Source organism: Streptomyces sp. NEAU-YJ-81, assembly GCF_017592595.1.
GTDB classification, from domain to species: Bacteria; Actinomycetota; Actinomycetes; order Streptomycetales; family Streptomycetaceae; genus Streptomyces; species Streptomyces hygroscopicus_B.
In genome coordinates, this window is the sequence record NZ_JAGFNO010000002.1 from 399,655 (window position 1) to 416,251 (window position 16,597).

The following is a 16,597-nucleotide window of genomic DNA, read 5'->3' on the forward strand; positions in this document are numbered from 1 at the left end:
CCCATCAATCACAAAAAACTTTCGAGATATCAGCCAGATCGTGCGACACACCGCGCCAATTGGCAGATGGCCTCATGCGGACCCCTCTACCGTGTGAGCGTGAGCAGCAGTGGCCTCATCTACGCAGTCATCGTCGGGGCCTGGGCCGCCTATTTGGTGCCGATGTGGCTTCGTAGGCAGGACGAGCTCAATGAGGCCCGTCCGACGGAACGCTTCAGCACCGCCATCCGGCTGCTGTCCGGACGGGCGGGCATGGAGCGCCGTTACGCCAAGAGCCGTGCGGACCTCGAGCGCCCCGGGGACCAGGCGGACGACCCCGTGGAGCGCACCGCCGAGGACGCGGACGCCCCCGCCGCAGGGGGCGCCCCCGCGTCCGGGCCGGGGCGCTACGCGGCCGACCCGGAAGCGGTGACCGACGCGGTCGACGTCCGGGCCTTCGCCGACCCCGTAACCCTGCGCGCCCCCGCTCCCGCCGCCGAAGCCCCCTCCGAGGCCGCGCCGGCACCGGCGGCCGGGGGTGCGCGCGGCGGGGGAGGCGCGGGCGGCGCGGGCGGCAGCGGAGCCTGGAGCGCGCTGGACCGTGGACGGCGCGCGCGAGTGCTCGCGCGCCGCCGCCGCACCACCGTGATGCTCTTCCTCGCCTTCACCCTCGGCGCGATCGCCGCCGCCGTCGGTGGCCTCGCCTTCCTGTGGGCCCCGGGCATCCCGGCCATACTGCTCAGCGCCTATATCGCCTACCTCCGCGCCCAGGAGCGCCGCCGCTTCGCGTTCACCATGGACCAGCGCCACGCCGAGCAGGCCGCGCAGCGGCTGCGGGAGCGCCGCCCCCGGGCCCATCCGCCCGCCGAGAGCCGGACCGCCGACGATGGCCCCGCAGGCCCTCCCGCCCCCGCTGAGGCCGAGCCCGCCCCCGCGCCCGTGCCCTCCCGGCACGCGGCCGGGCGCCGCGCGCTGGTCGAGCAGACCGATCACGCCGAGTGGGTGGACCAGGAGCGCGAGCGCGAGCGGGGCCCGGCCGCCGGGGCGGGCTGGGAGCCGGTGCCCGTCCCGCTGCCCACCTACGTCACCGCCCCAGTCGCCCCGCGCGCCACCGGCAGCGTCGACCTGGCCGCCCCCGACGCCTGGAGCTCCGCCCGCTCCAGCACCGTCGACCCCACCTCCGCCCAGAGCCCCGCCCCGGCCCCGGACCCGGCCGCCACCCCGCCCCGCGGCGCCCGCGACCGCGGCCGCACTCCCCTCTTCGACCAGTACGCCGACGAGGACCGGCCGCGTGCTGCCAACGAGTGACGGGCCCTTCACTGACCAGCGAGGAACGGATTACCAAGCACCCCGGAGGGGATGCTAGAGTTTCACTCGTTGCAAGGGCCTGTGGCGCAGACTGGTAGCGCACCTCGTTCGCATCGAGGGGGTCAGGGGTTCAAATCCCCTCAGGTCCACCGCAGCTCAAAGCCCCCGCCGGGGAAATTCGGCGGGGGCTTTCTGGTGCCGTACAGCAGCGAAGTGCAGTAATTACTTCCGATCTTGCTTCCCCAGCTGTTTGCCGAGCCCCCACAGCGCCTTACGGGTGGCCTCGGACGGGACGTGCGTGTAGATCTCCATGGTCACCGCGATCTTGCTGTGCCGCAGGATCCGCATCGCGATGCAGCGCGAGGACTGCCCAGACCGCCTTGCCCACGGCTGTCCGTGGGGTCACGCTCGGCGTTCGTTATCCATTCGGACAGCACCAACAGCGTGACCTGTTCGACCGCGATCAACCCTCAACCGGCCAGAGCCTTATGCAAGTCGGCTCGGGCCAGGGCGGTGCCGATGACACGGAAGCCCGAGCGCTGGTGAAGGGTGGGGCTGGCGGTGTACTGGAGCAAGAGGGCCGACGAGGCCCTGAACACCGGAAAGAGACAAGAGGGGTCACATGCCAACGGACGCTCCCACCCGCACCCGGCGCCTGGTGCTGAAGCAGCGTGACTGGGCAGCGGCCGAGGCCCTCGCCGAGCGACAAGGCTGGCTCGAGCAGCCCACCGAGGACAGTGGCACCGGACGGAAGTCGAGGATCTGGTCAGTGGACGACGGCATCCACTTCCAGGCCACGCGCGATCGCGACTCCGGGGAATTCAGCTGCTTCTTCTACGGCGCCGACCGCGAACGGCTCGGTCAATTGCTCGGGGAAGCGGAACACGAGTTGGACACCTGGTCCCTGGCGGAGCTCCGCGAAGCGCCTTACGAGGAGATGGACCCTCGTCGCCTGGCCCAGTCCCTCTTCCGTCTCGGCCTGGGTGCTCCTCCTGTCCACTTCGCGGAGTTCATGCCGCCGCTGGCACACGGGTTGGCGAATGAACAGCCCATGGTGCGGGCCGCGGCCGCCCGAACCACCGCCTACATGGAATGGCCCGAGCTTTTTCCCATCGTGAAGGTGATGGCCGAGAGCGATGCGGACGAACGCGTGCGGCGGGAAGCGGAGAATATCGTGCATGTCTATCGTCGTGCGGGGCTCGGTGACGCATGACTGAGTGACGTCGTCGTGATTGCCACCCGTCAGCCAAGTGGGGTTTCGAGTCGGCCCGTCCCCCGACGGGCTGACCAGCCCAGCAGCAGTGGTGTCAGACGGATCGGTTTTCCGCGCTGACCATCCAGGCGTGCTTCTCCAGGGAGTCGATGATCGCGTGCAGCAGGTCGGCCGTGGAGGGGTCCTCGTTGTCGATCTGGTCGTGGTGGGTGCGCAGCGTGTCGACGGTGGTGCGCAGGCGCGTGGTGACGAGGTCGACAACGGCGCTCACATTCACCTCTCCCGCCGGGAACGCGGGGAGTGTGGTGGTCGCCGCGACGGTGTCGGAGCGGCCGTCCGGCACGGTGGCGAGAGCGCGCATGCGCTCGGCGATGGTGTCGGCCGATTCCCGGGCGTCGTCGACGATCTGATCGAGCTGCAGATGCAGGTCCCGGAAGTTGTGGCCGACCACGTTCCAGTGGGCCTGCTTTCCCTGGAGGTGCAGTTCGACGAGATCCACCACGATCTGCTGCAACGCCTGGGCGAACTGCGGCGAGGCCGTGAGTCCGGCGGCATCGGTCTCCGAGCGTCGGGAACCCCCGGCAGAAGCGGGCATGGCGTGTCTCCTTCGCAAACATCACGGCACGGCAGACCCCTGGAACAGAAGGCCCGACTTCCTATGCGATCCAGCCTATGGAGGTCTCTCTCCGCCGCCACCGCGCCTGATCCAGTCGGGTGGACGCCCGAGATCGGCGATGTCATGGAATCGTGCTGACCGCGTTCGTGTTTGGTGCGGGCCGGGGGACAGGTGATGGCGCAGGCCAGGGGCGCGGGCATAGTAGATGCCCTGTCCAGTGGCTTCGTGGCGTGAAAGCGCCGTAGGGCAGACGCGACACAGCACAGCACAACAACTGCACCACAACAGGGGGATAAGGCTCCATGCCACTCATACGCCGTTCCACCGTGGCGGTCGCGGCCATGACCGCGCTGCTGGTGGTCTCCGCTTCCGCCTGCGGGCCCGGTGACGACGAGGCGGCTTCCGCGTCGGACTCCTCGGCCGCGCCCGCCGGGCAGCAGGCCGAGGACGGGATCCAGCTGCCGGAAGGCGTCCCGACGAGTCTGGACGACCTGAAGAAGTGGAAGGAGGGCGGCTGGAAGGACTGGGACAAGTGGGCCCGCAAGGCATCGGAATTCGCCAATCCGATAATCAAGAACTTCTGGCAGCCGTCCCGGATGGCCAAGGCGAAGGACTCGTCGACCACCGTCTCCACACAGAGCACCGGCCAGAACCAGGCGGCCACCGACCCCGAGCCGCCCGCCGTGCCGGCCAAGCAGGTCTCGCGGCCGTACCACCAGAACATGGCGCCGGTCGGGAAGGTGTTCTTCGACAGCCCCGAGGGGCCGATGGTGTGCTCCGGCACGGTTGTCGACGACCCGGCGCATCCGGGGAAGTCCAACCTGGTGTGGACCGCGGGCCACTGTGTGCACTCCGGCAAGAAGGGCGGCTGGATGCGGAACATCGTCTTCGTGCCCTCGTACAACGACAACGGACTGGGGGCCGAGCAGACCCAGACGGCGGCCCAGAACGAGGTCAGCCCCTACGGCGTGTGGTGGGCGGACTGGTCGCAGACCTCGTCCGAGTGGATCGCGAACGGCGGTAAGACCGGCGGGGTGGGGTCGGCGTACGACTTCGGGGTGCTGCATGTGAAGCCCGAGGGCGGCGGTGGCAAGTCGCTGCAGGAGACGGTCGGGGCCTCGGTGCCGGTGTGGTTCGGGGCGCCGTCGGCGGACCGGGTGAGCTCGATCGGCGCGTACGGCTATCCGCAGGCCCCGCCCTACGACGGGGCGAAGATGTTCAACTGCACCAGCAGGCCGGGTCGGCTGTCGTTCTCGCCCACCTCGCCGACGATGTACCGGATCGGCTGCTCGATGACCGGCGGTACCTCGGGCGGCGGCTGGTTCGTCAACAACGACGGCAAGACGGTGCTGGTGTCCAACAGTTCGATCGGCTCTTACGGACACACCTGGCTCGCCGGTCCGCATCTGGGGGCCGAGGCGAAGGGCGTGTTCGAGGCCATCAGCAAGAAGTACGCCGGTCAGGGTTGACCGGCCCGCAGTCGCACGGCAGACGTAAGGGGCCCGCTCCGGATCCGGAGCGGGCCCCTCGTCATGGCCTTACGGATGGCTTTACGGATGGGCTTGTGGATGGCTCTACGGGCGCGCCCGTAAGGAGCTTGGCGTAGCAGCGGCTGCTCTCCTCGAAGCGGTAGAGCCCGAACTTCGTCACCGGTGCGTAGCCGGACGAGGTGTACAGCTCAATGGCCTCGGGCTGCTCGGTGCCGGTCTCCAGGACCATCCGCACCCGCCCCGCCTCGCGCGCGCTGTCCTCCAGCGCCGCGAGGATCCGCCGGGCCAGCCCGCGCCCCCGCGCCGCGCGCACCACGAACATCCGCTTGATCTCGGCGTCGCCGTCCTCGTAACCCTCTTCGCTGCGCTCCTGGCTGCGCCAGCCGCCGGTCGCGACCGGGGTGCCGTCCGGGTCGTAGGCCATGAGGTAGAGGCCGTGCGGCGGGTCGAAGTGGGCCGCGTCCATGGGCGTCAGATCGCCCTCGCCGTAGCGCACGGCGTACTCCGCCTGCACTTCCTCGTCGAGTTTGAGGGCGTCGGGGTGGTCGTAGCGGATTGGTTGAATATTCATGCGTCGAATCGTACTTCTATGCAGTGGATGGGCGCGTGGTTTTTGTCGCGTATCGTGCCGGAGGTGCTCACCGTGACGACCGTGAATGTAAACGGGCTGCGCGCCGCCGCCAAGAAGGGCTTCGGCCCTTGGCTGGACGCTACCGCGGCCGATGTGGTGTGCCTCCAGGAGGTACGCGCCGAACCCAAGGAGCTGCCGGAGGCGGTCCGCGAACCCGACGGCTGGCATGTGGTGCACGCCCCCGCGGCGGCCAAGGGCCGGGCCGGGGTGTCGGTGTACGCCCGGCGCGAGCTGGAGGGCGTCCGGGTCGGCTTCGGGTCGTCCGAGTTCGACGGCAGCGGCCGCTATGTGGAGGTCGATCTGCCCGGCGTGACCGTCGGCAGCCTGTATCTCCCCTCGGGTGAGGTCGGCACGGACCGCCAGGACGAGAAGGAGCGCTTCATGGCGGAGTTCCTTCCGTATCTGAAGGAGCTGCGCGAACGGGCGGCGGCCGGCGGGCGCGAGGCGCTGGTGGCCGGCGACTGGAACATCGCCCACCAGGAGGCCGACCTCAAGAACTGGAAGGCCAACCAGAAGAAGTCCGGGTTCCTGCCGGCGGAGCGCGCCTGGCTGACCAGCGTCTTCGAGGAGGCGGGGTACGTGGACGTGGTGCGCGCCCTGCATCCGGACGTCGCCGGTCCGTACTCGTGGTGGTCCTACCGCGGGCGGGCCTTCGACAATGACGCGGGCTGGCGCATCGACCTAGTTTGCACAACGCCAGGCATCGCTGAGCGTGCCGTGAAGGCGTACGTGGAGCGGCCCGCTACATACGAAGAGCGCTGGTCAGACCATGCTCCTGTGACAGTCGTGTTCAACCGCTAGATGCGCCTGAGTGAATTGCGACACACATAGGGTCCCTGGTGATGCCAGGGGCCACGGTCGTTGTCGTTCACCAGCGGATAGGTTCCGCACCCCCACCGACGCATACCGGGCAGGGGCGTTTCGCCGGACTGGCCGCTCGATGCTGACGGACCAGGAGAACGCCAACGACAGGTCGGACCCTTCAGCCGGTAATGAGCCTCAGCCTGGGCCAGGGCGTCCCGGTGCCCCTTCGTGCACGGCGCCCTCTGTTGGTCGGAGGGGCACAGGCAAGGCAAGGCCCCGCCCATCGCCACGGGGGAGCGCATGGACGGGGCCTGGGCCCGCTCCGGCCGGTCGGCCGTGCGGTGGCTCAGTCAGCAGCCAGACAGGCCGGGCAGTTCACCCGTCGCTGCCACCTGGACACCTCTCGCTTTGTGGAGACCTCGGCCTCACACCGTGGAACCAGGGGCGTCACGCTGAACTTATGCACAGTCAGCAGGTCATCCCCGATGGTCCCTGGGAACCACTCGTGATCCCCCCGCATGTCCGCTGGACGCTCCCTCTGCGGCTTCCCCATCTGTCTCCCCTGTCTGCGGTTGGAGGCCCTTCCGGCGGCAGTGAGCGCACGGGTACGGGCATGGCGGGAGGTCAGCCCCCGCCGGGATGATGACGACGCCGGAAACGGGGTCCCGGGCGCCTCCGTACTTCGTCCACCAGCCGACCTTCGACCCCTCGTACGCGGTCTCCGCATACGGATCGGCAGTCATCCCGTCAGCCTGTTGTACGTCTCCACCTGCTCAGCGACCAGGCGATGAAGTTCGGCCCAGGTGGGCGCGCTCACGGTCTGGTCCAGCTTCCCCCTGCCCTTCCCCGGCGGGAGCAGGGGAATGCGGTACGGAGCAGTGGCGTACCACTGGGGGAGCTGGCCGCCGGGTACCGGGTCCGCCTCCGAGAGGAAGTACGTCCAGCCGTCAGGCAGGGGCGCGGACATGGGCGTTGACTGCGTGCGTCGGCTCATGACGTGGCCTCCTGGGACTTGTCCTCCAGCACACGCTCCGCCTCGGGCTCCAGCGGGTTCGGGGCCGGGAGACGTCCGCCCCGGGACTCCGCCACGCGGAGCACGTCCACCAGGCATTCGGTGAGGCGCTTCATCAGATAGCCGCACTCGTCCGGTTCGATGCGGAGACCGGTGTCCAACATGCCCTTGGCGAGAGACAGAACAGCCTCTGCCGTGGCGAGCTGTTGAGCTTCGACGCGATCGGCTAACCGGGCAATCCGGCTGTTGGGGGAGTCATCCGGTGTGTACGCGGGTTTGCCGTTCGGCCCTGGCCATGGCAGTAGACGTAGGCGGGTAGCCTGCATTCGTTGCGCTCCTATTCAGCGTGACCATGCCCCCGGCCGGTTCGCCCCGGTGCGGGGGTCCTTGCTGCTCTCCTCACGTTTCCGCCCCATTGAGTGACTGCATAGCGGCCTACTGTCGGCCAACTGTCGGCCAGAATGGGGGAATGACCAGCGTCATCGGGGCCAACATCAAGCGCCTTCGCGAAGAGCGTGGATGGAGTCAGGCACACCTAGCGCGCGAAGTATGCCGAGCCGCCCGCGTTCAGGGAGACCCTGTCGGGCGCCAGGAGGTCAGCCGGTGGGAGAACGGGAAGCGCAAGCCGCGCGAATGGCTACCGTTCATCGCTGCGGCCTTCGGCGTGCCGGTGGACGAAGTCATGACGCCAGAGGCTCCAGCCGAAACTCCGCTGCCGACGCTCGCTGACTTCCTTCCCGGAGGCGACCCACTAAGTCCGCTGGAGGTGCGCCCCGGACGCCGGATCGGCATGGGAGACGTGGGTGACCTTCAGCGGCGCGTACACGGACTCCGGTTAGCTGATGACGTGTTGGCAGGTGGGGACCTGATCCGTCCCGCACTGCGTGACCTCCGACGCGCCGTGAGCCTCTACCGGGAGAGCACGTACAGCGGCGACGTTGGAGATCAACTCCTGTGTCAAATTGGCGAGTTGTCACAGATCGCGGGATGGATTGCGAGCGACGCCGGACAGCACGACGAAGCTGAGCGGATCTACAGGTTGGGGATCAGCGCGGCAAGGCAGGCGGAGGACCACACGCTGGCAGGCAATATTGCTGGGTCACTCGCCTACCAGTTCAGCAACACGGGCCGTGAGGCCGAAGGCGTGACCCTGGCCCAAGCTGCGCTGCACGACGCGGGACCGGACGCCCCAGCGAAAGCACGGGCGCTGTACCTGGACCGCGTCGCCTGGGCGCACACGAAGGCAGGCGGGACGGAGAACGGGCAGCGGGCCATGCGCGCGCTGGGGGAAGCCGGGCACTCACTCAGCGAGGTCAATCCAGGGACGGAGTCCCCTGCGTACCTGTACTGGGTCGACGCTGGCGAACTACGTGTCATGGAGTCCAGGGTCTACACGGAACTACACAAGCCCCTCCGCGCTGTGCCTCTCCTTCGGGAGGTCCTCGGCGGGTACGACGCGACACACACGCGTGAAATGGCGCTGTACCTCTCGTGGTTGGCCGTGGCGCTGGCTGACGCGAACGAGCCAGAAGAGGCGGCGGCCGTCGCGGGGCGCGTCATCAGCATTTCGTCCGACGTCGCGTCCGAGAGGACGGCGGAGCGGGTCCGGGTCATCCTGCGGCGCCTGGGGGACTACGCGGACGTACCGGAAGTGGCCGCGCTCCTGGCCGAACACCAGGCCGCCTGAACGCACGAAAGGCCCCGGCCACCTCCCGGACAGGGAAGCGGTCGGGGCCTTCACATGGCCGGACACAGTGGCCAGCGCGGACACGGCGGGCCGGCCAGCGCGGACATCGTGAACTCAGACGGCGGCCAGGACGCGGCCAGGCCCATTGCGGGCCCGGACAGCGCGGACAACCCGCAGACCAGGAGCGTGGACAGGCATTGCGCCTGGCCACCTTCAGGCCGGACAGCGGACAGCGTCGGCGGCCAGACGACGGACAGCGTTCACGATCGTGCGTCCTCCAACTGGGACAGCCGGACCCGGACGCGGATCGGAAGCGTCTTGTAGAACTCCCACGCCAGCGGGGCATGTTCGGCCCACCAGGCGCGTAGCTCCGCGTCGCTGAGGGCGGCCAGCCACGCGTTCGGGTCGACCGGAGTTGGGTTCTCAGCCTGGCGCGCGGCGTCCAGGCGTGCGGCGCGCTGGGCGCGGCGGTCAGTTGTCATTGCCATCTCCGATCGTCCAGTTGAGCTTCTGAAGCGCTTCGGGCGTCAGGCCCAGCGCGGTCGTTGCGTAGCGCCACTCCTGCGCCTGCCAGGCCGACGCGGAGCCGGTCAGGATGGCGCGTTCGTACGTCACCAGGACGGCGACCACGACGGCGGCGGACTGGTCCCACATCGTGGCCTGGGGGGACTTCCAGAGGTCGTCCCAGCGGGCGCGCTGGTCGTCGTCCCAGTCGACGTACGCGGGCACGGGCGGCGGGTCGTACGGGCATTCCGGCGGGAGGACCACGGCCTTCGTCGCCGGGGACGCGGCACCGCTCCGGAAGCGGGAGTACGGCGCGGACGGGTTACGGGGTCGGCCCATGGTCGGGGCCTCCTTTCGTGTCACGGAGTGTGTCCGTAGACGGTCGTCGTTGGGGTCGTACGCTCTGCAAACTGGGCAGAGACCTCCCTCGCGTTCGGAGCCCCCTACCTCGAAGGGGTCACCCCCCAGGGCCCTGACCTGCGGAAAGGTCAGGCCGGCGAGTCCCTGTAAGCCTCTGACCTGCGGAAATGTCACAGCGTCACGAAGTGCGGTCGTTCCAGCCTCCGGGCTGAGCCTTCGCTGTCTCGCGTGAGTGGTGCGCCTTCGTCATCGCTCGCAGGTTCGCCCAGTCGTGACCACGCGGACCCAGCGGGCCCAGGCCATCGACGTGATCCACGAATCGGGCGTCAGGCTGGGCGTCGCCAGGATCGTGGACCTGGCCGCCCAGCAAGCGGCGGCCCATGCCGACACGCACCTTCATGCGGGCCTCCTTCAGGGGCCAGGGCGGGGCCTAGGCGCGTGAACTACCCAGACCCCGAAGGTGAGTTGACGATCAGCGTCCGAGGGTCAGCCGGGCGAAGGCGCGGGCGGATGTCTGCGCCTGCCGCAGCGAACGGAGGGCCAGCGCGGCACGGGCGGCGGCGGACCGCTCCGGGTCCCCCGACTTGGCCGCGCCCTCCAGCGCCGAATGTTGGATCAGGACCTTGGCAGGCTCCAGGATTTCGGTGTCGATGCCGCGCGCCACGGCGTAGTCCTCCAGCCAGTCCGACGAGACCAGGGCGCCGACTGCGTCCTGTCGACCGGCCAGCCGCTGGAGGACCCGGGAGATCGAGACGTCCTTACGGTTCAGCGCGCCGTCGAGGAGCATCTGGGCATCCATGCGGGCGCTGGCCGTCTCCGCCTTCGGGACGACCGGGCGGGCCGCCTGGTAGAGGGCCGCCTCCGCGACGGTGTACTTCACATCGAAGGCGGCGTCCGCCTCCGCAACCTTGGCGCGCGCCGACTCCTTCGCCTCACGGGCGAGGCGGCTACGGCCCTCCGGGTACAGGGTGTCGTCCGCGAGGATCGCGGCAGACTCGCGGCCAGCCTGGGCAGCCAGCGATATCGTCCCCGACACCGTGTTGGTCAGGTTGTTGACCAGGCCCCGGATATCGGCGCCCATCTCGTAGCCACGCGGGGCGGCGGCGCTGAACTCAGACAGGAAGCGGGACGCGGTGTCAGCCACGGACTGTGCAGCGCCAGCGTCAATGGCACGGAAGGTGTTGGTCTCAGACACGAGGATCTCCATTCGGGAGGTAGTGATGTACGGGGCCAGGCGGCCGTCTGAGCCGCTGGCTGGGCCTCCCTGGACGTTTCGGATGCCAGGGAGGCGAGAGAGGGCGTCAGGCAGCCTCTGGGGCGCCCGACTGGTACGGCTTGACGTTGACGCCATACACGCGGCTGTCTTCGCCATTCGGGGCGCGGACGACCAGGCCAGTCGCACGAAGGACCCGTTTCAGGGTGCTGATCGGGACGCCGTGGCCGAAGCGGCGATGCATCACAGACAGCACAATCTTGTGAAGGCCGATCACCAGGACCGACCCGTCAGGGTCCGGTTCCAGAACGTCAGCCAGAACCGCAGACAGCGGCTCGATAAATGGTGCGTCCTCAGTGCCCAGAGGGGCCGACGCGCGGCCCATCAGCGGTCACCCTTCGCGGCGTAGAACTGGGTCCGGCGAAGGTTCGCCTCCTGGGCCCGCGTCTGAGCGTCCAGGATCTTGGCCAGGACCTCCAGGCCGTCCAGGTCGATGTCTGCGGAGGCGGACAGCTTCAGGGCCGTGCCCGTGATCAGATCGCGGATCGTCTGGCGCTGGAGGGCGTCCGGTGAAGGAGTGCGGGGCGGCATGTCGGCAGGGGAAGGGGAGGCGTTCACGGTGGTGTCCGTTCAACAGGTAGGCGCCCCAGTTGAGGCGCCTGGCACCCCCCCCCGAAGGCCCGCCCCACGGAGGGACGGACCAGGGGAGCGTCAGCGCTTGATTCGGCTTTCGCGGGCCATGCGACGGATCAGGGCGTTTGCTACCTGGCGCATCGTTGGGGCCCGGTCAGGTACACCGTGTCCAGCAGCGACGGTCAGGCCAGCGCGGTAGCAGGTGCGCCGGATGTCGGCGGGAAGCGCGGCACAGTTCACGTCGTCGTTCGTGAACGCCCAGGGCTCCGGCGTGAAGGCCAGGGAGAACATGAAGAACAGGTCCACCATGTACGCGGCGTCCTGGGCCAGGTCCTCCGTGGAGGGGACCGGAAGGGCCAGGTCGGCAGGCTCCGGCTCCGGCGCGGGACGACTCTCCGGCACGTTGACACAAAGGTTCATGACTGCCCCGATCAGGCGGCCAGTCGGGCGGAGGCCCTGGGCACTGGCCTTGCCGATGGCAGCGGCGCGGACCCCGTCGGGGTCGATGCGCTCACCGTGGAGCCAGGCGCGCTGACTCATGACCCAGCCGTACCCCTCCTGGCGGAGAGCGTTCACGATGGACGTGACTGCGGTAGCGGTGTCGGCACTCACTTGGCAGCCCCCTTCTTCGCGGCGCGGTTGGCAGCGACACGGCATCGGGCGGAACAGAAGCGCTTCGGACGGCCACTGCCCGCGTACGGGATCTCTGCCGTACACGTCGGGCCCTCACACACGGCGGAGTCACGGACTTCGCGCCAGTAGTTGACGACGTCGTCCTCGTGTTCCTCTGCGGCCTCCTGGGCGTCGAAGCACGCGTCCCCGCGCTCGTTGTCCACGCCGTAGCGGCAGACGCGCTGACGGGCGTTGATCGGCTGGAAGGGCTGGCCGCAGAGGCGGCAGTCACGGAGGGCCAGCGGCTTGCCGTACTGCCTCAGACGGCATGCGTCGGAGCACCACTGGCGCTGACGGCCGGTCAGCGGTGCGTCGCAGCCGCCGCAATGTGTCTCGTACGTGGTCATGAGGTGGTGGGCCTCCTTGATCGTGAAATGGCGAAGGCCGACGCGGCAGGGGGAACGACAGGTACGCGGGCCCACCACAGGCGCGTGACTGTCGCTCCTCCAACCGCATCGGCCAGGGAGAGGGTTCGGACGTTGGTACCGGCGTCCGGGCCGGAGACTGAGGGAGCGCGTCAGCGTGGTGGGCCTACGCGCTGGAGACGGAAGAAGGAGGAGGGGCGCCCCCGGCCAGCCGCGCAAGTGAGCGACCGGGGGCGTGGACGCCGAAGCGTCACCATCGACCCCTCGATGGCCTCCCTGGGTGTGACCCCAGGAAGTAGAAATGGCCTCCGGTCGCGCTCCGCCCGGCTGCGATTCCGGGGGCGCTGACCAGAGGCCAAGCAAGTGGACGGCCTGTGATCGCAGACGGCCGTACGGAGGCACGCGAAGTGCCTTCCCTACTGACCGGTGAGGATGTGAGAAGGCGCCGGAGCGTTCTTGCCTCGCTCCCTTACAGGTGCGGGCCTCTCCCGATTCGAGCCGCCCTCGTGACCGTGAACGGCAGACGTGGTGCAGGTCGGCGGCAGGACAGCGGAGGCAGCGACAGAGGCATGCGACGCGGGGCCAGGCTGGAGGCAGACGCGGGTCAGGCGGCCATGGTGCGTTCACGAAGGCGGGGGCCAGGCTCCCGGTCGAAGCCGCATACGCGGGCGCTGGAGGGCCTGAGAGTCACACGGAGCCCCCAGGGCCTGGAGCGGCCAAGGGGTCGTCAGGCGGGCGTGTGGCGCTTCCTGGGCCAGGCTGGCGGGAGCTGGCCGGAGGCGGCGGAGGGGGGCGACGCGGGCGCTGTCCTGAGCTGTGTTACGGAACGCGAGGACCGTCGACCTTTAGGGGATAAGCCCGAAGAAGCTGAGCACCACAGAGGACCAGGTATTAGGACCGCGCAGTTGTTCTTCAAGTTACGTAACAAAAAATACTACTCTTGCGCTGTTTTCCCAGCTCAGAGGGGGTGCGGCCCTCTCCTCCACGCTGAGATGGAATGTGACGGGCCATCGCGTTGTACCCCCGGGAGTGACCAGCCCCACAACGCAGAAGGGGGCCGACCCCATCGGGCCGACCCCCCCAGTCACTCCTCCGCCGCTGGCGGCGCCTCCTTCACGCGGCGGGCAACGCCTCCGGCGCTCGGCCGCACGATCCGCACGCGGCCAGCATCTGGGGCGCCTCCCACAGGAGCGCGGCCTGGATCGTCTCCAGACGCATTACGCGTTCGCGGAGAAGGGGCGTGTCCTGGCCGCCCAGGATCTGGGACCAGAGGAGGGACGCCTGGCGCTGGAGCGCGGCCAGCTCCTGGAGGTGGGTACGGGTCTCGGACATTACGATGGTCCTTCCGCTTAAGGGCGGACGCCGGTCCGGTCTCTTCCGGCAAGTTGATGTCCGGACCGGCGCCTACTGAATGTGTGGTGCTGTCGTCGGCTCAGCCGAGACGGGACGCGCGCTCCTCCTCTTCCACGGCTTCCAGAGCCGCTGCGTACGGGTCGTCGTGCGCGCCGATCGTGAACGCCAGCCGCTCTGGGGCCGGGCCCTTCAGCCGCTCAGCCCCTCCGCCTGAACGGCCCTTAGCCACGGTCACGCGTGCGCCAGCGTCTAGGAGGAGCTGGCGGCGGCCAGGGGCGTCATGCCGAGCCCAGAAGCTGGCGTACGTCTCGCCTGTCTCTACGACCTCTGTCCGGGCCTCTGTCCGGGGAGTCGCCTCCAGGGACTCCGCACGCCGCTCCAAGGCGTCTACCTCCTCTTGCCAGATCATCCGGCCAGTCCGGGACTTGCGACTCTCCTTCTCCGCGTAGAGCGCCCTCAGCTCCTCCTCTACCTCTCGCAGTTCCGGGGTCGGGTCGTACCCCTTGTGCGTGATGACCTTCGTCATCTGGAAGTGTCCGAGGCGGGCCAGGAACTCCTCCTCCACGTACTTCTCCAGCCAGTCAGCGCGGATGCCAGCGGGGGCCTGGCAGCGTTCGCCCCGGGCCGTCGCACGGCAGTTGTAGTCACTGCCTCCGACCCGCTTCGACAGGTAAAGATTCCCGCCGCAGCCACGGCACTTTGCGACGCCCAGGAGCATGGCCCGGGTGTCCTTGCGGGTGCGGTTCTTCTGGGGCGTCAGAGTGGAGAGATGGTCCTGGAGGGTCTCGAACTCCTCTCGCGTCAGGACAGGCTCCCCGATCAGGACCGGGTTTCCGTCGCGGTCGCGGACGGGTTTCCCCTGGTGGATGCGGTATCCCATCAGGGCAGGGGAGCGGAGGACCTTCGACATGGTCCCCGCTGTCCAGCGGAAGCGTTCGATCTTGTTGCCTCGCCTTGTCCCGCCTGGCTCGCGGCCTGCCTTGATGGCCTGGTAGTCCCTGGGTACGGGTACGCCGTTCTCGTTCAGCGCCATGGCGACGGCGGTCAGGGACTGTCCCTCCAGGACGTCCCGGATGATGCCGGACAGGACTTTCACGGCCTCCGGGTCGGGAGCCAGCTTGAAGCCTTCGCCATCAGGGTTCTTCACCTTCCCGTACCCGTACGGGACCAGGCCGCCGGAGTATCGGCCTTGTGTGCGGAGAGCAGCCATGGCGCCGGTCACGCGCTCCTTGATGGCCAGGGCCTCCATCTGCGCACTGAAGGCCAGCATCATCATGATGAGCTCCGACACGGGTGACACGGTCCGCATGTCCAGCTCTAGCGGTGCGCCTCCCGGACCTTCAGCGAACACCAGGAGCTTTCCGTGGTCCTTCGCCCAGCGGCCCAGCTCCGCCATGTCCGCCATGGATCGGACTGCGCGGTCCATACGCCACCAGATGATCATGTCGAACTCGTCTGGGCGGGCCAGCCAGGCGCCCAGCTCCGGCCGGTTGAACGGCGTCGTCTTCGTCGCTGAGACGTCCAGGTCCTCCGCTTCGCCGACGACGACGGCGCCACGGCGTGCGGCTTCGTTGGAGTTGGCAGCGCGCTGACGGCCTGGTGACGTCGTTTCATCCGTTCTGACGGACAGTCGGATGGCGCTCAGCGCCCGCAGTTGGTTCGTCATGTCGGGGAGCGTACTGGAATCTGTTTCGACCGGATGGCGCATCGACTACCGGATCGCCACCCCAGGACTCGCCGGGCGCGCGGTCAAGGCGGTCGTGGAGCGGGCGCCCGCCTACGACCAGCGGTGGAGTGACCACGCCCCGGTGACAGTGGCCTACGGCTCGGCTCACTGACCTTCGCGGGGCACTGGTCTCGTGGGCTTGCTGACGTCCGGCGACTGGTCCCGTCGGCTCGCCGACCTCAGTGGGCTCACTGATTCCCGGAGTCGCCGCCGGGTGGCGTCTCGTCCATCTCCGCCCGCATGCGGCGGTTCATGGCCATCGTCAGCTCGGCGTCCACCACGCTCGTGGCCAGCGGCCGCAGCCGCTCCACGGTCTCGCGTACGTCCTCGCCGCGCTCCAGGGCGTCCGCCGCCGCATGGGTGCGCAGCAGTGTGACGAAGGTCTCGGCGATCGCGTCCACATGCTCACGCACCTCGCGCCCCGCGGCGAGCACCGCGGCCAGCGGGATGCCCTGTTCGACCAGGGTGTGTGAGACGTCCAGCAGGCGGCGGCTGAGGTGGACGATCTCGTCGCCGTCGACGGCCAGATAGCCGAGGTCGAGCGAGGTGGTGAGGTTCTCCGGGGTGACCTCGCCATGGAAGTAGTCCGCGAGCGCCTCGGGGGTGAGCCGGACCGGGGTCTCCGAGGGCCAGGAGGGGGCCGCGCCGGGCAGCCCGAGCAGCTCGCCGACGTCCCGGCGGCCGCTTTCGAAGGCGGCGATCAACTCGGCTATTCCGCCGAGGGTGTGGCCGCGCTCCAGTAGCCCCGCGATCGTCCGCAGCCGGGCCAGATGGTGGTCGTTGTACCAGGCGATCCGGCCGTCGCGGCGCGGTGGCGGGATCAGCTTGCGCTCCCGGTAGAAGCGCAGGGTGCGCACGGTGATCCCGGCCTTCTCGGCCAGTTCCGGCATGCGGTACTCGCGTACCTCGTCCGCTTCGCTCGTCGCCACAACTGAAGCCTATGCCGCGGCCGGTCGGGTGCGACCGGCGGTAACTTCGTTGTCCACAGCCCCTACCGCTCGGTAGATCCCTGTCCTACGCTCCCATCGTGC

General features: G+C 68.9%; 21 protein-coding genes, 1 tRNA gene and 1 pseudogene. 7 read left to right on the forward strand and 16 right to left on the reverse strand.

Annotated features, from left to right (window positions below; all coding sequences use genetic code 11):
- The first annotated feature begins 99 nt into the window (after window positions 1-99).
- Window positions 100-1,287 (forward strand): gephyrin-like molybdotransferase receptor GlpR, encoded by a 1,188-nt coding sequence (gene glpR, locus J5X86_RS07315; protein ID WP_308124461.1) that lies wholly within the window; start codon window positions 100-102, stop codon window positions 1,285-1,287.
- Between the two features lie 75 nt (window positions 1,288-1,362).
- Window positions 1,363-1,436: transfer RNA gene (locus tag J5X86_RS07320), tRNA-Ala, on the forward strand.
- A 73-nt stretch (window positions 1,437-1,509) separates the two neighbouring features.
- Here the strand turns inward: J5X86_RS07320 and J5X86_RS07325 are convergent.
- Window positions 1,510-1,635 (reverse strand): integrase, encoded by a 126-nt coding sequence (locus J5X86_RS07325; RefSeq protein ID WP_208515944.1) that lies wholly within the window; start codon window positions 1,633-1,635, stop codon window positions 1,510-1,512.
- Between the two features lie 274 nt (window positions 1,636-1,909).
- Here J5X86_RS07325 and J5X86_RS07330 point away from each other — a divergent pair, with 274 nt between their 5' ends.
- Window positions 1,910-2,500 carry a hypothetical protein gene (locus tag J5X86_RS07330; RefSeq protein WP_208515945.1) on the forward strand — a complete coding sequence of 197 codons (591 nt, stop codon included), beginning with the start codon at window positions 1,910-1,912 and terminating at the stop codon, window positions 2,498-2,500.
- Window positions 2,501-2,594: 94 nt separating this feature from the next.
- Here J5X86_RS07330 and J5X86_RS07335 read toward each other — a convergent pair whose 3' ends face one another.
- Entirely contained in the window at window positions 2,595-3,095 is a 501-nt protein-coding gene (locus J5X86_RS07335) for a Dps family protein (RefSeq protein WP_208515946.1), read from the reverse strand.
- A gap of 323 nt (window positions 3,096-3,418) precedes the next feature.
- Here J5X86_RS07335 and J5X86_RS07340 point away from each other — a divergent pair, with 323 nt between their 5' ends.
- Window positions 3,419-4,585 (forward strand): serine protease, encoded by a 1,167-nt coding sequence (locus J5X86_RS07340; RefSeq protein WP_208515947.1) that lies wholly within the window; start codon window positions 3,419-3,421, stop codon window positions 4,583-4,585.
- Window positions 4,586-4,646: 61 nt separating this feature from the next.
- Here the strand turns inward: J5X86_RS07340 and J5X86_RS07345 are convergent, their stop codons facing one another.
- Window positions 4,647-5,177 carry a GNAT family N-acetyltransferase gene (locus tag J5X86_RS07345; protein ID WP_208515948.1) on the reverse strand — a complete coding sequence of 177 codons (531 nt, stop codon included), beginning with the start codon at window positions 5,175-5,177 and terminating at the stop codon, window positions 4,647-4,649.
- 63 nt (window positions 5,178-5,240) lie between these two features.
- Between J5X86_RS07345 and J5X86_RS07350 the strand changes: the two genes are divergently transcribed.
- A complete protein-coding gene (locus tag J5X86_RS07350) occupies window positions 5,241-6,038 on the forward strand; it encodes an exodeoxyribonuclease III (protein WP_208515949.1) in 798 nt (265 codons plus the stop codon).
- 742 nt (window positions 6,039-6,780) lie between these two features.
- Here J5X86_RS07350 and J5X86_RS07355 read toward each other — a convergent pair.
- Window positions 6,781-7,035, reverse strand: a complete 255-nt coding sequence (locus J5X86_RS07355) for a hypothetical protein (RefSeq protein WP_208515950.1) — start codon at window positions 7,033-7,035, stop codon at window positions 6,781-6,783.
- Complete coding sequence (locus J5X86_RS50465) at window positions 7,032-7,217, reverse strand: hypothetical protein (RefSeq protein WP_243979658.1); 186 nt, start codon at window positions 7,215-7,217, stop codon at window positions 7,032-7,034. The genes J5X86_RS07355 and J5X86_RS50465 overlap by 4 nt, the downstream gene beginning before the upstream one ends.
- 305 nt (window positions 7,218-7,522) lie before the next feature.
- On the opposite strand from J5X86_RS50465, the gene J5X86_RS07365 reads away from it, so the two are divergent.
- Entirely contained in the window at window positions 7,523-8,740 is a 1,218-nt protein-coding gene (locus tag J5X86_RS07365) for a helix-turn-helix transcriptional regulator (protein WP_208515952.1), read from the forward strand.
- A 260-nt stretch (window positions 8,741-9,000) separates the two neighbouring features.
- On the opposite strand, the gene J5X86_RS07370 is transcribed toward J5X86_RS07365, so the two are convergent.
- The 10 genes from J5X86_RS07370 to J5X86_RS07415 all read right to left on the reverse strand — a co-directional run bounded on the left by J5X86_RS07370 (window position 9,001) and on the right by J5X86_RS07415 (window position 15,506).
- Window positions 9,001-9,222 carry a hypothetical protein gene (locus tag J5X86_RS07370; RefSeq protein ID WP_208515953.1) on the reverse strand — a complete coding sequence of 74 codons (222 nt, stop codon included), beginning with the start codon at window positions 9,220-9,222 and terminating at the stop codon, window positions 9,001-9,003.
- Window positions 9,212-9,583 carry a hypothetical protein gene (locus tag J5X86_RS07375; RefSeq protein WP_208515954.1) on the reverse strand — a complete coding sequence of 124 codons (372 nt, stop codon included), beginning with the start codon at window positions 9,581-9,583 and terminating at the stop codon, window positions 9,212-9,214. The genes J5X86_RS07370 and J5X86_RS07375 overlap by 11 nt, the downstream gene beginning before the upstream one ends.
- A gap of 199 nt (window positions 9,584-9,782) precedes the next feature.
- A complete protein-coding gene (locus J5X86_RS50470) occupies window positions 9,783-10,004 on the reverse strand; it encodes a hypothetical protein (protein ID WP_243979660.1) in 222 nt (73 codons plus the stop codon).
- Window positions 10,005-10,076: 72 nt separating this feature from the next.
- Window positions 10,077-10,799, reverse strand: coding sequence for a hypothetical protein (locus J5X86_RS07385; RefSeq protein ID WP_208515955.1), 723 nt, complete (start codon window positions 10,797-10,799; stop codon window positions 10,077-10,079).
- 106 nt (window positions 10,800-10,905) lie between these two features.
- Window positions 10,906-11,202, reverse strand: coding sequence for a hypothetical protein (locus tag J5X86_RS07390; protein ID WP_208515956.1), 297 nt, complete (start codon window positions 11,200-11,202; stop codon window positions 10,906-10,908).
- Window positions 11,202-11,408, reverse strand: a complete 207-nt coding sequence (locus J5X86_RS07395; protein WP_208515957.1) for a hypothetical protein — start codon at window positions 11,406-11,408, stop codon at window positions 11,202-11,204. The genes J5X86_RS07390 and J5X86_RS07395 overlap by 1 nt, the downstream gene beginning before the upstream one ends.
- A 120-nt stretch (window positions 11,409-11,528) precedes the next feature.
- Window positions 11,529-12,062, reverse strand: coding sequence for a hypothetical protein (locus tag J5X86_RS07400; protein WP_208515958.1), 534 nt, complete (start codon window positions 12,060-12,062; stop codon window positions 11,529-11,531).
- Entirely contained in the window at window positions 12,059-12,469 is a 411-nt protein-coding gene (locus J5X86_RS07405; RefSeq protein ID WP_208515959.1) for a hypothetical protein, read from the reverse strand. The genes J5X86_RS07400 and J5X86_RS07405 overlap by 4 nt, the downstream gene beginning before the upstream one ends.
- A 1,131-nt stretch (window positions 12,470-13,600) precedes the next feature.
- Window positions 13,601-13,819 (reverse strand): hypothetical protein, encoded by a 219-nt coding sequence (locus J5X86_RS07410; RefSeq protein ID WP_208515960.1) that lies wholly within the window; start codon window positions 13,817-13,819, stop codon window positions 13,601-13,603.
- A 100-nt stretch (window positions 13,820-13,919) separates the two neighbouring features.
- Complete coding sequence (locus tag J5X86_RS07415) at window positions 13,920-15,506, reverse strand: recombinase family protein (RefSeq protein ID WP_208515961.1); 1,587 nt, start codon at window positions 15,504-15,506, stop codon at window positions 13,920-13,922.
- A 28-nt stretch (window positions 15,507-15,534) separates the two neighbouring features.
- On the opposite strand from J5X86_RS07415, the pseudogene J5X86_RS07420 reads away from it, so the two are divergent.
- Window positions 15,535-15,678 (forward strand): annotated as a pseudogene (locus J5X86_RS07420) (exodeoxyribonuclease III); the annotation flags it as partial.
- Window positions 15,679-15,754: 76 nt separating this feature from the next.
- Here J5X86_RS07420 and J5X86_RS07425 read toward each other — a convergent pair.
- Entirely contained in the window at window positions 15,755-16,456 is a 702-nt protein-coding gene (locus tag J5X86_RS07425) for a MerR family transcriptional regulator (protein ID WP_243979829.1), read from the reverse strand.
- Window positions 16,457-16,597: the final 141 nt, after the last annotated feature.

Coding starts and splice junctions, on each gene's coding strand:
- J5X86_RS50465 (WP_243979658.1), bottom strand. CDS start 7,217: ATGTTGGACACCGGTCTCCGCATCGAACCGGACGAGTGCGGCTATCTG.
- J5X86_RS07390 (WP_208515956.1), bottom strand. CDS start 11,202: ATGGGCCGCGCGTCGGCCCCTCTGGGCACTGAGGACGCACCATTTATC.
- J5X86_RS07335 (WP_208515946.1), bottom strand. CDS start 3,095: ATGCCCGCTTCTGCCGGGGGTTCCCGACGCTCGGAGACCGATGCCGCC.
- J5X86_RS07370 (WP_208515953.1), bottom strand. CDS start 9,222: ATGACAACTGACCGCCGCGCCCAGCGCGCCGCACGCCTGGACGCCGCG.
- J5X86_RS07355 (WP_208515950.1), bottom strand. CDS start 7,035: ATGAGCCGACGCACGCAGTCAACGCCCATGTCCGCGCCCCTGCCTGAC.
- J5X86_RS07325 (WP_208515944.1), bottom strand. CDS start 1,635: ATGCGGATCCTGCGGCACAGCAAGATCGCGGTGACCATGGAGATCTAC.
- J5X86_RS07340 (WP_208515947.1), top strand. CDS start 3,419: ATGCCACTCATACGCCGTTCCACCGTGGCGGTCGCGGCCATGACCGCG.
- J5X86_RS07395 (WP_208515957.1), bottom strand. CDS start 11,408: ATGCCGCCCCGCACTCCTTCACCGGACGCCCTCCAGCGCCAGACGATC.
- J5X86_RS50470 (WP_243979660.1), bottom strand. CDS start 10,004: ATGAAGGTGCGTGTCGGCATGGGCCGCCGCTTGCTGGGCGGCCAGGTC.
- J5X86_RS07375 (WP_208515954.1), bottom strand. CDS start 9,583: ATGGGCCGACCCCGTAACCCGTCCGCGCCGTACTCCCGCTTCCGGAGC.
- J5X86_RS07425 (WP_243979829.1), bottom strand. CDS start 16,456: ATGCCGGAACTGGCCGAGAAGGCCGGGATCACCGTGCGCACCCTGCGC.
- J5X86_RS07410 (WP_208515960.1), bottom strand. CDS start 13,819: ATGTCCGAGACCCGTACCCACCTCCAGGAGCTGGCCGCGCTCCAGCGC.
- J5X86_RS07345 (WP_208515948.1), bottom strand. CDS start 5,177: ATGAATATTCAACCAATCCGCTACGACCACCCCGACGCCCTCAAACTC.
- J5X86_RS07365 (WP_208515952.1), top strand. CDS start 7,523: ATGACCAGCGTCATCGGGGCCAACATCAAGCGCCTTCGCGAAGAGCGT.
- J5X86_RS07415 (WP_208515961.1), bottom strand. CDS start 15,506: ATGACGAACCAACTGCGGGCGCTGAGCGCCATCCGACTGTCCGTCAGA.
- J5X86_RS07330 (WP_208515945.1), top strand. CDS start 1,910: ATGCCAACGGACGCTCCCACCCGCACCCGGCGCCTGGTGCTGAAGCAG.
- J5X86_RS07405 (WP_208515959.1), bottom strand. CDS start 12,469: ATGACCACGTACGAGACACATTGCGGCGGCTGCGACGCACCGCTGACC.